This is a genomic window from Paraburkholderia fynbosensis (assembly GCF_902859935.1).
Classification (GTDB): Bacteria; Pseudomonadota; Gammaproteobacteria; order Burkholderiales; family Burkholderiaceae; genus Paraburkholderia; species Paraburkholderia fynbosensis.
On the sequence record NZ_CADIKI010000031.1, the window covers coordinates 1 to 14,229 of the forward strand.

The 14,229-nt window shown below is 63.5% G+C and carries 11 protein-coding genes and 1 pseudogene; 4 read left to right on the top strand and 8 right to left on the bottom strand.

Annotation, left to right across the window (positions count from 1 at the left end):
• Positions 1 to 683: 683 nt before the first annotated feature.
• Positions 684 to 1,658: pseudogene (locus HV770_RS34355) on the bottom strand (IS5 family transposase).
• A gap of 40 nt (positions 1,659 to 1,698) precedes the next feature.
• Between HV770_RS34355 and HV770_RS39940 the strand changes: the two are divergent.
• The 4 genes from HV770_RS39940 (at position 1,699) to HV770_RS34380 (ending at position 4,305) form a co-directional block, all read left to right on the top strand.
• Positions 1,699 to 2,160, top strand: coding sequence for a BON domain-containing protein (locus tag HV770_RS39940; protein ID WP_425497542.1), 462 nt, complete (start codon positions 1,699 to 1,701; stop codon positions 2,158 to 2,160).
• Positions 2,069 to 2,437 carry an AMP-binding protein gene (locus HV770_RS39130; protein ID WP_246291485.1) on the top strand — a complete coding sequence of 123 codons (369 nt, stop codon included), beginning with the start codon at positions 2,069 to 2,071 and terminating at the stop codon, positions 2,435 to 2,437. Before HV770_RS39940 ends, HV770_RS39130 begins: the two co-directional genes overlap by 92 nt.
• Positions 2,438 to 2,640: 203 nt before the next feature.
• Positions 2,641 to 3,957: an IS701 family transposase gene (locus HV770_RS34375; protein ID WP_175165924.1), complete on the top strand. Its 1,317-nt coding sequence runs from the start codon at positions 2,641 to 2,643 to the stop codon at positions 3,955 to 3,957.
• A 129-nt stretch (positions 3,958 to 4,086) separates the two neighbouring features.
• Positions 4,087 to 4,305, top strand: a complete 219-nt coding sequence (locus HV770_RS34380; RefSeq protein WP_175165925.1) for an AMP-binding enzyme — start codon at positions 4,087 to 4,089, stop codon at positions 4,303 to 4,305.
• Here the strand turns inward: HV770_RS34380 and HV770_RS34385 are convergent.
• The 7 genes from HV770_RS34385 to HV770_RS34415 all read right to left on the bottom strand — a co-directional run bounded on the left by HV770_RS34385 (position 4,289) and on the right by HV770_RS34415 (position 13,980).
• Positions 4,289 to 5,644 carry a sensor histidine kinase gene (locus HV770_RS34385; protein ID WP_175165926.1) on the bottom strand — a complete coding sequence of 452 codons (1,356 nt, stop codon included), beginning with the start codon at positions 5,642 to 5,644 and terminating at the stop codon, positions 4,289 to 4,291. The genes HV770_RS34380 and HV770_RS34385 overlap by 17 nt on opposite strands.
• Before the next feature lie 56 nt (positions 5,645 to 5,700).
• Positions 5,701 to 6,483 carry a response regulator transcription factor gene (locus tag HV770_RS34390; protein ID WP_175165927.1) on the bottom strand — a complete coding sequence of 261 codons (783 nt, stop codon included), beginning with the start codon at positions 6,481 to 6,483 and terminating at the stop codon, positions 5,701 to 5,703.
• Positions 6,480 to 7,211, bottom strand: coding sequence for a response regulator transcription factor (locus HV770_RS34395; protein ID WP_175165928.1), 732 nt, complete (start codon positions 7,209 to 7,211; stop codon positions 6,480 to 6,482). Before HV770_RS34395 ends, HV770_RS34390 begins: the two co-directional genes overlap by 4 nt.
• A gap of 10 nt (positions 7,212 to 7,221) precedes the next feature.
• A complete protein-coding gene (locus HV770_RS34400; RefSeq protein WP_175165929.1) occupies positions 7,222 to 8,040 on the bottom strand; it encodes a MipA/OmpV family protein in 819 nt (272 codons plus the stop codon).
• Positions 8,041 to 8,167: 127 nt separating this feature from the next.
• Positions 8,168 to 11,272 carry an efflux RND transporter permease subunit gene (locus tag HV770_RS34405; protein WP_175165930.1) on the bottom strand — a complete coding sequence of 1,035 codons (3,105 nt, stop codon included), beginning with the start codon at positions 11,270 to 11,272 and terminating at the stop codon, positions 8,168 to 8,170.
• Entirely contained in the window at positions 11,269 to 12,450 is a 1,182-nt protein-coding gene (locus HV770_RS34410; RefSeq protein WP_175165931.1) for an efflux RND transporter periplasmic adaptor subunit, read from the bottom strand. The genes HV770_RS34405 and HV770_RS34410 overlap by 4 nt, the downstream gene beginning before the upstream one ends.
• A gap of 6 nt (positions 12,451 to 12,456) precedes the next feature.
• Positions 12,457 to 13,980, bottom strand: coding sequence for an efflux transporter outer membrane subunit (locus HV770_RS34415; protein WP_175165932.1), 1,524 nt, complete (start codon positions 13,978 to 13,980; stop codon positions 12,457 to 12,459).
• Between the last annotated feature and the right edge of the window lie 249 nt (positions 13,981 to 14,229).

The window sequence follows — 14,229 nt, forward strand, 5'->3', positions numbered from 1 at the left end:
AGCACCACCCTCATAGCGCATTGAAGTACCGCTCGCCACGCGAGTTCAGGCGCAGGAACGATTTATCAACTCAAGTGTGAGGCGGTGTCCGGAGGTACGGGGGCAAATCCAGGTGTGCAGCACCTTCTCGAAAGGGCGCAGTGGGATGCCGACGCGACGCGGGTCCGACGAATATCGCTGTTCTCAACCGCAGCCCGGGGAGTTCCGGCATCACCGGCGTGTCAATTGGGCTACAAGCAAAAATTCTAAGGATGGGATATCGGCGGTTGCGTGGAGTACCGCCGATTTCGCAAGCAATCAAACAAACCCTCAACGGAGCCGATATGCATCGGATTACAGTGAGAGGCGTCACATTGGTGTGCTTGCTCTTCCCATTGAATGCGGTCGCACAACCGGAACAGCCCGCAAGCGGCAATTCGAACGGTGAAGTGGCGTCGGCACCGACATCACCAAAAACAGTGCGCGCCGCAAACCGGGCCTTGTCTAAACGTGTTTTGAAGGCGCTCTCTCACATAAAGGGACTTGACGCTACTGGAATATTTGTTAAGGCTAAGCTGAACAAGCCACTAAATCGGCGACGTGTCAGCGACTTGAACGTCGCCAAGCCATGAGGCCGAGCTTAAGCCATTGCTTTTCGGCCCTCGCAGGCCTGTTGGGCGGGCACTTTGCCCGCCTTTCGCCCACTATGGGCGTACCGGTGCCACCAGTTTCTTTCGCGACAGGTAGACGTTCGCCAGCGCGAGCGCGACGAACGCCCGGTTGGCGTTCTTTGCCAGCCCGCGATAGCGCACCTTGGTAAATCCCCACAGTCGCTTCACGACCGCGAAGACATGTTCCACCCGGGCGCGAATCTTCGACTTGTTGCGGTTCTTGCCACGCTGCACCTCGTCGACTTCGCCTCCCGCACGGCGCGTGCGCTGATTGGTAAAGTCGCGCCCTGGGCGCCTTGCTGTGGATCAGTTCCTTCTGGCTTGCATAGGCGCTGTCGCCGTAGACGCGCCGCTCCTGCCCGTGCAGCAATTGCGTCAGTGGATGTTTGTCATGCACATTGGCCGGCGTGAGCACCGCGCTGTGCGCCAGGCCGCTCTGGCTGTCCACACACCGATGTGCAGCTTTGCACCGAAGTACCATTGCTTGCCCTTGCGGGTCTGGTGCATCTCGGGGTCGCGCGCCTTCTCATTCTTCGTCGAGCTCGGCGCGACGATGATCGTCGCGTCCACGATGGTGCCGCTTTTGAGCTTCACGCTGCTGGCCTGCAGTACCCCGCCGACTTCGGCAAACAATTGCTCACCCAGTTTGTGCGTCTCCAGCAGGCGCCGGAATTTGAGCAGCGTCGTCGCGTCCGGTACGGCTTCGCAACCCAGGTCAATTCCGGCAAAGCGACGCAGGCTGGCGCTGTCGTAGAGTGCCTCTTCGCAAGCGAAGTCGGCCAGATTGAACCAGTGCTGCACGAAGTGGATCCGCAGCATGCGCTCCAGACCAATTGGCGGGCGGCCATCGCCGCGCTTAGGATAATGCGGCTCGATCGTCGCGCACAACTGCGGCCATGGCACGATCGCATTCATCGTGTCGAGAAACTCGTCGCGCCGCGTGCGTTTGCGGTGCGTCTCGAAACCCGCGCCTTGATCGGCTGCCATCGCCAGCGTCTGCTGCTTCATCCTGTTCTGCCTGCCTCTTTAAACACGATCTATGTAACGCGTGAAGTACCAACTCGGTGGACTTGATCAGCATTGCCTTAAGGCTTCTGACGGCAACATTGTCCTGTCTGGAGTGGTCCAGGAAGCCAGTCAGATTCCTTTCGCGATCCAGGCGGCGGGGAACGTCGAAGGTATGAGGTCCGTTCGCGAGAGCCTTGTTAGCTACGCAGCCCACACAGTGATATACCGCACCGTGCAATTCACGCTGGTTCGCATGTCTTGCGAACCAGCGGCGTTGCCCGACGCGCTTTGCCTTTCGACCAGGGATACGCTCGCGCCAGTCGTTCCAATGCTTCACGTTAACGCGTGGGGGATGCCCTTTTCGGCTCCGCTCGTGGGAGCTAGGCTTGTCTTTCCCGGCGCTAAGCTCGATGGGGAATCACTTTCCACACTTTTCGCAGAGGAAGGCGTCACGATGTCAGCTGGAGTACCGACAGTGGCTCGCCTTCGTGAAGCATCTTGAGCGCACCGGAAGGCGATGTAGCACCCTTCAGCGGGTGATCGTCGGAGGCGCCGCCTGTCCGCCGAGTCTCGCCGCAAGCTTCAGGAAAATCGGGATTCGTGCCGTGCACGGTTGGGGAATGACGGAACTTTCACCGTTAGGAATTCCCCACTCGGTCGCCCGTGCCGAGGGAGCTCTGTTCAGTGGGGGTCCGACAGTTTTCAGTTCGATCGCCGGCACGGCTCGCCCCTGCTTCGAGTCAGTCAGCAACCGCTCTTCAGGCATTTTTTTGCTGTAGCCCCTTGGGGGCGTGCATACGATGGATGAAATCCGTTCGCAGCCGGATTTGATGACATCCTTGCTCCGATCTGTGATATGCAAGAAGCCTTCCTCGTCTATAGTTGCTACGTCGCCTGTAGCGAACCACCTTCACTAATCTTACTGTGTCAATAAAATACGATACCTGGTAGTATGAACTAATAGAGACTACGGGCGATCGCAATGACAGAAGGTATCGACGAGTTTGAAGCGTATCTGAACTATCTGGCACAAGAGTTAGGACACGCGGATCGCCACGCTGGCCTTAAAGGCTACTGTTCTGGCCTGGTGCTGCCGCTGTCACGAAAGAGCGTCGAGCCGATGGCCGCGCATATTGATCCGCTTCACGCGAGTGCGAAGCATCAGTCGCTCCATCATTTTGTTGCCAAGGCAGATTGGTCCGACAAGGCGATCATGCAGCGGGTGCGCGAGTGGGTGATGCCCGCACTAGGCGCGCATGCCGCTGAAGAGGCCGGCTACTACTGGATTATTGATGACACCGGTTTTCCGAAGAAGGGCCGCCATTCGGTGGGGGTTGCACGCCAGTACTGTGGCCAGCTCGGAAAACAGGACAACTGTCAGGTTGCAGTGAGTTTATCGATCGCGACGCAACGCGGCAGCCTGCCTATCGCCTGGCAACTGTATGTTCCCAAAGAATGGATTGACGATCGGGAACGTGCCCGTCGTGCGGGCATTCCTGACGATCAGGACTTCGCAACCAAACCACAGATTGCGTTGGCTCAACTGCGCGAAGCGATTGCATCCGGAATTGCACCGGGCATCGTGCTGGCCGATGCAGGATATGGTGATGAGACTGCCTTTCGGGATGGCGTGAGCGAGCTGGGCTTGTTATACGCCGTGGGGATTCGCCCGGGCACCTCAGTGTGGGAGCCAGGTACGGCGCCGCTGCCGCCCAAGCCGTGGAGTGGGCGCGGCAAGCCACCTACGCTGCTGCGTCGTGCGCCAGGCCATGAACCGCAAGCGGTCAAGGCGCTGGCCATGCAATTACCCGCGAACGCCTGGCAAACCGTCACCTGGCGAGAAGGCAGCAACGCGGCACTGTCCTCACGCTTTGCTGCCCTACGGGTTCGTCCCGCTCATCGCGACTATTGGAGCAGTACCCAGCGCGCTGAAGAGTGGTTACTCATTGAATGGCCCGATGGAGATACAGAGCCGCTCAAATACTTTCTCAGTACGGCTCCCGAGGAGGTGACACTTGAACAACTCGTATTCGTGACCAAGATGCGTTGGCGCATCGAGCGCGACTATCAGGATCTGAAGCAGGAGTTCGGGCTCGGTCACTACGAAGGGCGTGGCTGGCGCGGCTTTCACCACCACGCCACTCTGACTATCGCGGCATATGGGTTTCTGATGGCCCAGCGGCTCAGGATGGGTTCAGGGGCCTGCGATAAAAAAAACTTCGTTGAACGCGCGCTGCCTGTCCTTCCCGCGGATTACATCGCACGCGGCAGTCCAGCGCGCACAACGCCACGTTCCTGATTCCATCACTACCTTGCGTATCTTGCTCGGACTGCGCCTCACGCAACGCTTGCACCAATCATCGAAGCAGTGGCCCGCATAATATGTGACACAGTAAGACTAAGAAGCTGTTGCGAAATTAGTTAAACAGTGTTGGAGAATATCGCGATCTCCCATCCTGAAATTCGGGGCGCTGCCTGCATTGGCCGGGCGCATTCGAAGTGGGATGAACGGCCTGTCTTGATAGCGGTGTGCAAGGAAGGCAGTACGGTTGCGCCGCCAATTCCTCTCGCAACGCAGACAGATTTACTACGTTCTACGTATCATGATCCCCGTCCTTTCGTCGCAGCATCTAGAGCCAGACGATAAACCGGGTTCCCGAAACCAGGCTGCTCACCGTCAACCGCCATTCGTGCGCCAGAGCGATTTCCTTGCAAATGGCGAGCCCGAGGCCGGCGCCGTCGTGCCGAGCATCCGGGGCACGCCAGAACCGCCTGAAAAGAAAGGGAAGGTATTCCTGCCTGATGCCAGGCCCCTCGTCCCGCACCTGGATCGAGACGTCATCGATGATCAGCGTGACAACGCTATTGGGCGGCGAAACATTGATCGCGTTCTCGACGATGTTCTTCAGCAGGATAAAGAGCGCACTCTTGTCCGCCCAGATCGACGACGGCGCTTTCAGTGTTTCCAGCTGAAGCTTCACGCGTTTCCTGTCGGCCCGGCGTTCCAGATAGCCGACGACATCCTGCGCGACGTCCACACTGCTCACCTCGGTAAAGGTAAAATTCTGTGATTCGCTGACTTCGGCCAGATGCAGTAATTGCCGCACCTGGCGGGCCATCAGATCGATCTCGCGAAACAGCATTTCCTTGCCCTCGATATCCGGTTGCAGTTCGATCTGGCCGCGGATCAGAGTCAGCGGCGTTTGCAATTCGTGGGCGGCTGACGCCAGAAACTGTTGCTGCACCGTGAAACCATTTTCGAGTCTGCCGAGCGTCTCGTTGAAGGCGCTGATCAGCGGCCTGATCTCGCTCGGAATGCCCTCGGAGGACAGGCGTGTCGTCAGATTGCGCGGTGTGATCAGCGCAGCGGCGCGCGACGCCTTCCTGAGCGGTTTGAGTACCCGATGCACGGTAAAGGTCAGCGTGAGCCCAAAAATGATCGTCGCAATGAAAAACGTGATCCGGACGATGTCCGGTATCGGTGCGATCTTCACGCCGATCAGCGCCTGGTTGAGGCGCTGACTCGTTGCGGTCTGAATGTAATAGACCGCCTGCCCGTGTGGAACCTGCTGCGTCATGATGTCGAACGGCTTGCTGTCGATGCTCGCCTGCATGATCCTGCCGTTCGCGGTGGCTGGATCGCCCTCAAGCCATGGACGACTGTCTCGCGTGTCGCCCGACGCGAACAGCACGCTGCCCCGCTCATCAAGCACGCGATATTGGATTTCAGTGGGCGCCACGTTGAACAGCCACGCCTCGCGTTCGGGAAGCCGTACCGAGACCAGATGACCGGCATCGTCGAAGACGAGCCCGTTTACGACATGCATGACCTTCTCCCGCTGTTCGCTGCGGCCAAGCGTCTCCTCCGGGAAGTGACTGAACACGTAGATGACGAGGGTCGCCAGCACGGTCAGGCACACCGCCAGCGCGGCAATGCTGGTCAGCCACAGGCGCGCGGACAGACTTCGAATCCAGTGATTGAGCATGTCGAATGAGTAGCGGTTGGTTGCCGGTGCTGGATGAGCGCCGGCGGGTTAGCAATTTACCTGAGGCTGGTTCGAACCGGCTCTGCCACGGACGGCGGCATGGACGCATGGTACTTTCGCGACACGCCAAAGCTCCAGTCGTCCGATCCCGGACGAAACACATACCCCTTTGCGCGCACCGTCTGAATCAGTCTCGGCATGGCGGCGTCCTGCTCGATCCGTCTGCGCAGACGGTGCACCCACACGCCCACGGCGGCCAGCCGGGGCGGCGCATCGGGCCAGATGCGCTGCGCGATAACCTCTTTCGATAAAACCCGCCCGGGCGCACTCGTGAACAGATTGAGCACCGCGTACTCGGTTTGCTGGAGCGGAACCGGTTCGGCCTGAAACGTGAGGGTGCGCGATGCGTAATCCAGTTCGAAGCCGTTGAAACTGAACGGCGGCTTGAATGCCGGTTCTTGCAGGGGAGCCTGTGCGGTACGTTTTAGCACGCAGCGGATTCTGGCCAGCACTTCATGGACGTTGAACGGCTTGCAGATGAAATCGTCAGCGCCGCATTCAAGGGCCACAATGCGCTCCGTGACGTCATCCTGTTCGCCGAGCATGATGACCGGCAGGTCGTCGCCGCCGCGTCGCAGCGCCTGCAGCGCGGCAAGGCCGCTGCCCCTGGTCGCGCCGCTCGTCATCACGATCAGTGCCGGCCGTTCCACTTCCACGCGCTCTGCGACCTTGCCCGGGTCGTACAGCACGGCCACATCGAAACCGCTCGACTGCAGGTAGGTGCGCAATGCGTCACGACACGCGGGATCGCTGTGGACTATCAGAATCAGCTGTTTCATATGCCCCTCTTTGCTGACACAGGTCGGTCGGGCAAATCGCCCTGTCCGTTTTCGTTAGCGGCCTGCAGCGCGAAACCTGCGCCACGGATGTTTGCGAGCCGCGCCGTGGAGCCTAGCGTCGCCAGCTTCTTGCGCAACCGGTGCAAGGTCACTTCCAGCGCGTTGGGCGTCACCGCCTCGCCCAGGCCCCAGGCTGCATGTTCGAGTGCCGCGTGCCGTACGGTCCGGCCGGCCGCCTTCACAAGGCACAGCATTATCTGCAATTCGGCCGGCGCGAGCAGGACCGCCTCGGCACCGCGGCACATCGCGCGCTGCTGCGGATCCACGATGATGTCGGCGAACGACAGAACCAGTTCCGCCAGCGTCGACGGCCGGCGCATCAGCGTGCGTACCCGGGCGATCAGTTCACTCATCGCGAACGGCTTGGTCACATAGTCGTCGGCGCCGCTCTCGAGGCCGTCCACGCGGTCATGCAGCGCATCGCGTGCGGTCAGCATCAGGCAGGGCGTCATGTGGCCTGCTGCACGCAACGCGCGCAGGAAGGTGAGCCCATCCCCGTCAGGCAAGCCGCGGTCGATGATCAGCACCGCGTAGTCGCCCCGGTTCACACCGTAGCTGGCCTCGGAGACAGTAGAGAACAGATCGGTTTCGATTCCCGCAGACGACAGGGCCTGGCGCACCATCGCGGCCAGGCGCTTGTGGTCTTCGATCAGTGCGACTCGCGACATGACGCTGCGCTCATTTGAATTGGTAAAGGTAGCCGAGCTTGACCTGAGGAATGTATCTCTTTCCGACGATCGGGCTGTCGGTGATGCCGGTGCTGAGATGGGTCACCCCTAAATCGAAACTCACCATCTGATGGCGGGTGAACCTGTAGTCCACTCGCGTACCGATCGACATGTCGTAGGCCGCCTTGCCCGTGTACTCCGGGCGTCCCGCCTGCACCTCCGACGGCCGTACGCCATAGTAATAGTTGATATATTTGCTGCTTAACCATTCAATGCCGGCGTGCGGCTCGACTGACCAGTTGCCCAGATCGAAGGACTTGCTGAAGCCGAGGTCAGCCGTCTCACCCTTATTCCCTCCCAACAGGTAGTCGCCCGACAGCGTGCCGAACGCGGTTTTCCATGCGAGCGCCGGACCATACCAGAACGCGCCGCTGCGGTTTTCCATGCCGTTCAGGATCGGCGCGTCGGACCCCTTGTAGCCGCCAAAGACGTCGAACTTGCCGCGCAGGGTTACGGTGACGTCGCTCCACTTGCCGACCTTCAGATCGACCGTGGTGCCGAAGGCGTGCACCCATTTGTTGTCGAAGGAGATCAGCGGAATCGCCGCGACCCGGCTGCCGTCGCCGCGGTAGGGCGACGACTCGATTCCGACTGCCGCACCGAGGCCCCAGTGCGTCGCGTTCGTCGCATTGCTCAGCACGGTGAAGCCGCTGTCTTCCGCCTCGGGCGGGTCCGCGCTGACACCGTCTGCCCAGGCCGCGCCCGAATACAGAAAGGCCGATGTGACGGCCAACAGCAGCGGGTGCTTACGGCGGAGAGTTTTTTTCACAGTCGTTCCTAAAAGTGGATGGATGAGACGGAATCGACTTTAGGACCGGCCGACTTACTCGTTACTTACTCACAAAAAGGCGGCGAATCGAGCGAGACGCGGCCCAGGTGCCGCGCAGAAGCCCGGCTCAGCGGGCAGTCACCCCGCTCGTATCGCGCCGCCTGGACCTGCCGGGCAAGCGGGCAACCGAGCGCCGCAGGGCGTCGACGTAAGAGAACACGACAGGCACCACCAGCAGGCTGAGCGCCGTGGAGGTCAACAGGCCGCCGATCACCGCAAAGGCCATCGGCTGCCGGAAACTCGCGTCGGCGCCGAAGCCGAGCGCGATCGGCAGCATGCCCGCGGTCATCGCGACCGTCGTCATCACGATGGCCCTCGCGCGCTTCATGCAGGCATCTGCGAGTGCTTCCACCATCGGCATCTGCCGCAGCTGAAGATTGCGGATCGTGTACTCGACAAGCAGGATCGAGTTCTTCGTGACGATCCCCATCAGCATCACGAGGCCGACCATCGACGGAACGTCCAGCTCGCTGCCGGTCACGAGAAGCATCACGAACGAACCGCCCAGGCACAGGGGCAGCGCGGACAGGATCGTGAGCGGCTGGAAGAAGTCATTGAATAGCAGGACCAGCAACAGGTACACGCAGAGGACACCGGTCGCCATCGCGAACAGGAAGCCGGACGACAGTTCGGCCATGGTGTCCGCGTCGCCGTCTTCGAGCAGGGCGACATCCCCAGGCAGCGCACGCACCGACGGCAGCGCCCTGACCGATCTGAGCGCCTCGCCGAGCGCCGTCGCGCCCAGATCAGCCGACACCGTGACGAAACGTTTGCGATCGTGGCGCGCAATCTCCGCGGGACCGCTGCCCACCGAAACGCTCGCCACCGATCCCAGCGGCACGAGGCCGTCGCGGCCTTTCAGGCGCAGGCCGAACACCGAGCTGACCCGCTCCAGGTCGGGATTGGCGAGCCGCACGCGCAGGAAGATCTGGCGATCGTCGAGATTGAGTCTCGCCAGTTGCGCGTCGAAGTCTCCGGTGGTCGCTATGCGCACGGTCTCGCCGATCGCCGCGGTGCTGATGCCGCGTTCGGCGGCAAGGGTCATGTCAGGCCGGATCTCGATCTCCGGCCGCTCGAGGCTCGCCGTCGACGCCACGTTGTTCAGCCCGGGAACCCCGCGCATCTCACGCGCGACCCGGGCCGCGCTTTCGGTCAACGCCGTCGTGTTGTCGCTCGTCAGGATAATGGCGAGCTTCTCGCCAAGGCCGCCGTCGCCGAGCGAAAAACGCGCGCCGGGCACAGCGGCGAGGCGTTGCCGCACGATCGCTTCGATGCTCGCCTGCGCCGGGCGCCCGCCACGCGGCGCGAGCATCAGGGTCATCGTGCCGAAGCGCACACCGGCGGTTCGCGCCGAATCGAAGCGCGTCGTGGCGTTGCCCCCCGCCACGCTGAAAATGCGCTCAATGCCCGCAGCGCCGCGCAGCGCCTGGCGCGCATCGCGTTCGACCGCCAGCGTTGCGTCGAGCGGGCTGCCCGGCGGTAACTCGACATTGGCCACGATGTAACCGCGATCGGACGCCGGCACGAAGCCGTTCGGAATCAGCGGAATCAGCGCGACCGAGCCGGTCAGAAACGCGACGGTCAGCGCCAGCGTGGTCTTCCGGTGAGCGAGGCACCAGCGGACCTGCGCGAGATAACGCTGCATCAGGCGCGATGGCGGCCGCGCGCCAAATGGTTCGTGCGGCGGCTGATGAGGCGACGTGTGCTTAAGAAGCGCAACGGCCATCATCGGCGTGAGCAGCCGCGCCACCAGCAGCGACATCAGCACGGCAACCACCGCCGTCCAGCCGAACTGCTTGAAAAACAGGCCCGGCACGCCGCTCATTTGCGCGGTGGGCAGGAAAATCGCAACCAGCGTCAGGGTCGTGGCCGTCACCGGCAGCGCGATCTCGGTCACCGCATCGGTGGCAGCCTGCAGGATGGGCTTGCCCATCTGAACATGCCGTTCGATGTTCTCGATCTCGACGATCGCATCGTCGACCAGCACGCCGATCACGACCGCCAGCGCCAGCAGCGTCAGCGTGTTCAGCGAATAGCCGAGCCACTGCATGGTTGCGAAAGCCGGCAGAATCGACAGGGGTAACGCGGCAGCGGCCACCAGCGTCGCGCGGCGATCGCGCAGGAACCACCACACGACCAGCACGGCCAGCAGCGCGCCCTCGTAGAGCATGTCCATCGAACCCCGGTACTGCTCCTTTGTGTAGTCGACGGCGCTGGAGACCCGTTGCAACGAGATCGCCGGGTCCGCTGTGCGAAGCCGGTTCAACGCCGCTTCGACGTCGGCCGAGATGCGGGTCTCGTCCGCGCCCTTTGCGCGGTAAATCCTGAAGCCGACCACCCGCTTTTCGCCGAGCAGCGCGGTCTGGGTCGGTTCGGCAAAACCGTCGCGTACGATCGCAACCTGGTCGAGACTGATCGAGCGGCCATCGGCGAGCACAATCGGAAAGCGTGCGAGACCGGCCGCCTGCGTTACAGTGCCGAGCACGCGCATCGACTGTTCGCCGAGCCCGAAGCGTCCACGCCCGCCCGACGCATCCATCTGCATCGAGCGCAGCGCGCGAGAGACGTCGACCGCCGTCACGCCGGTCGACGCGAGGCGGACCGGGTCAACCTCCACCTGCACCTCGCGCGTGACGCCACCGACACGCTCAAATTGCGCGACGCCCGGCACTGCGAGCACCGCCTTGCTGACGGTGTCGTCGACGAACCACGACAGGCGCTCGTTGTCGAGCCGGGTAGAGGCGATTGCAAATGTCATGATCGGGTCCGAATCGCTTCTCACCGCGGTCACGACCGGGGGATCGAGATCAGCGGGCAGCCCGGAGCGGATGCCGTCGAGTGCGTCCTTCGCCTCGTTCAGCGCATCGGACAGATTGCGCCCGATGACCAGCGAGACCTCGATATGAACCTGTCCGTCCACGATCTGCGTATTCAGATGCTTGAGACCCTGCAGCGTGGCGAGCGCGTCTTCGGCCTTGCGCGCGACATCGGCTTCGAGCTGGAGGGGCGCTGCGCCGGGGAGCGTCAGTGTGACGTTGAGCGTCGGCAGGTCGAGGTCGGGCATATCCTGGATCGGCAGCCGATGAAACCCCCACAGCCCCGCCAGCGACAGGAAGATGAACAGCACGACGACCGGAATCCGGTGGTGCATGGACCACGTAGCAAAGTTCATTGCAGTGCCCCGCCTGTCATCGACACCACGCCCGGCGCAAGCGTGACGAAATCGCCTTCGTTCAGCAGCGCGGCCCCTTCGCGAGCGACGTGCTCCGTATCGGCCACTCCACTCACAATCTCGACCGAGCTACTTTCGCGTCGGCCGGTCTGTACTTCCCGCAACGTGACCCGCCCCACGCCGCCGCGCTCAGCGACGACCGCAACATGGCTGCGCCCGTCGAGCATCGCTAGCGCCGAGGCGGGCACCACCAGCGCGTCGCTATCGCCCAGCACGATGCGCCCGCCCGCGTACATGCCAGCGCGCGCATGCGAGCCCGGCTCCAGGTCCGCGTAGACGATGGCGACGCGCGACTGCGGGTCCAGCGATGGCGCGATCCGGCGCACCATGCCTCGCGCATGGCTGCCGTCCGGCAACGCTAGCAGGACATGCTGGTCAGGCTTGACTGCAGCAACGTCGGCGGCTGTGACTTCGGCTTGCCATTGCAGGCGGTCCTGCCGGATCAGCCGAAACAGCTCCTGGCCGACCGGCGTCACGGAACCGAGAGTCGCAGCGCGGGCGCTGATCGTGCCGTCGTCGGGCGCGAGGACGCTGGCGTTGCGCAAGTCGAGCCGGCGCGCCTGCAACTGGGCGCGCGCGACGTCGACCTGGGCCTTCGTGACCGCGGCCGTGGTCCGGTACTGCAGCAGATCCTGCCTGCTGATGCCGCCGCTGTCCTTCATCTGCAGCGCGCGGGCCTCGTTGGTGCGCGCCTGCTGCGCACTCGCCTCGGCCTGCGCAAGCGCCGCAGCCATCTGCGCGGCCTCGGCCTGCAACAGCGCCGTGTCGTAACGGGCCAGTACCTCGCCGCGCCTGACTGCATCGCCGACATCGACGCGCACTTCCGAGAGGCGCGCGCCGGTCACGAGCGAGCGGATTGTCGCTTCCTGCCAGGGCGCGATTGCGCCGGATACGTCGATTGACTTGCTCCAGCGCTCGTGCTGCGGCTTGAGCAGCGCGACCGTCAGCGCGCTCGCGGCGGGCGCGGGGGTAACGTCTGCCGGGCGGCTGCGCATCAGCGCGACGCCGGCGCCCAGCGCCGCCAGCAGGGCAAGCACGATGGCCGTGGTGACCAGGCGCCGCCTGGTCGCGGCACGGCGCCGGAAGACGGCGATGCGGGTAGTGAATGACTGGGACATGGCGTATCAATCCGGTTGAGAAGGCATGGCGGTGAAGGTGGCGGCATTGCCCGATGCACGGACGACGTCCACCCAGGCCTGGACGCTGGCACGCGCGGCGTCGACCGCTGTTTCCTCTGCCGCTTGCCGTTGCCGTCGCGTGTCCTCGAGCTGGAACAGGCTGACTGCGCCGGCACGCCATTGCGATTCGGTCGCTTCGAGCGTCGCCTGGGCTGCGTCGCGCGCGCGCGCCGCCGCGGCGAGCCGCTCGCGTGCATGCGCCTGCGCCGACAGCGCGTTTTCGATGTCTTGCGTGGTAGTACGTACGGTCTCGCGCAAGGTCGCGAGCGCGGCAAGGTAACGGGCGCTGGCGGCATCGACCGATGCCGCACCTGCCCCAGCGTCGAAAATCGGCCCGCTCACGGCAGGGATCAGCGACCAGGCCAGATAGGAAATCGTCGATCCGGAAGCGCTGATCCAGTTGCCGGTGAGCGCCGCCGTCAGATTGAAGACCGGCAGCCGGTTCGCGCGCGCAACGCCGATTTCCGCGTAGGTCGCCGCGACCTCGCGTTCGGCGGCAATCACGGCCGGATGCCCGGCCAGCACGCTGGCCGGAAGAGCGAGCGTGGCCTGCGGGACTTCTGGAAACGCAAACTGGCGATCGCCCTGCCCGCCCGTTGCCGTGCCAGCTGCGGCGCCGGTTGCGCGCACCGCACCGAGGCGTTCGGTCACATCGGCCGCAGTCAATCCGGTGAGTTCGACTAGCGCGTCCAGGTCCTGCACACAGGTTTCGTCCTGCGCAACGAGACTTGTCTGCGCGTCGGCAAGGGAACTGAGTGCGCGGCTTTCGTCGACCGGCGGGGCAAATCCCAACGCGACTCGCTGGCGCGTCAGCGCCAGGTCGCGCTGCTGCGACTCGATATCGAAACGTCTGACGTCCAGTACGACCCGGCAGGCGCGCAGCGACGTCACGGCGCCCGCTACCTGGGCGGCCAGCAGGAGCCGGGCGGCGGCCGCATCCGCGGTACGGGCGGTGAGCCGGCTGCTGGCGGCCGACTGCGCCTGCCGCAGGCGGTCGAACAGGTCGATTTCCCACGCCAGAGTCGGGCCGCCCGTGACTTCCGAGCCCACCACCGTGTTGCCACCGCCGCCACCAATACCACCGCCGCCACTTTGAACGCGGGCATGCTCCGCGCTCGCATTGAACGAAACCTGCGGGCGGCTTTGAGCGGTCTTGAGGCCGAGCGTGGCGCGCGCTTCGTCCAGGTGCGCCGCGGCCAACGCCACCGACGGACTGCTCGCAAACGCGGCGTCGATCAGGCCGTCCAGCACCGGGTCTCCAAGCGCAGTCCACCATTTCTCTTCAGGCGGCAGCGGGTCCGGCGCGAAAACCGGCTGGTTCGCCCAGACCCCTTGGTCATCAAGCGTGGGCGGCAGGTAAGGGGGTTGCACCGCGCACGCACCCAGTGCAGTGCATACGACGGCAGTGGCCAATTCCTCCCAGGTGCCCAATGCCCATCTTGCGGCGGGCTCGCGGCGGTTAGCACGCATGTGCGCGGCTCCGCCCGGCGCGTCCGGGCGCGCGTCCGGAAACCGGGCCAACGGCAAGGGGAAAAAACTGAGTTCTTGCCTGTTCGATCAAAGGCAGGTTGTTCATTGAATAGTCCAGACGGGGTTGCGGCCGGTCGACTCGTGCCGAATCAGCGGAATCGGGCGCCGGACAACCCGGCAGCTGCAGCGCCTGATGCAATCGTGCGGCCACGTGACTTACTCATCACTTACTACCCACGCATGGCTCGC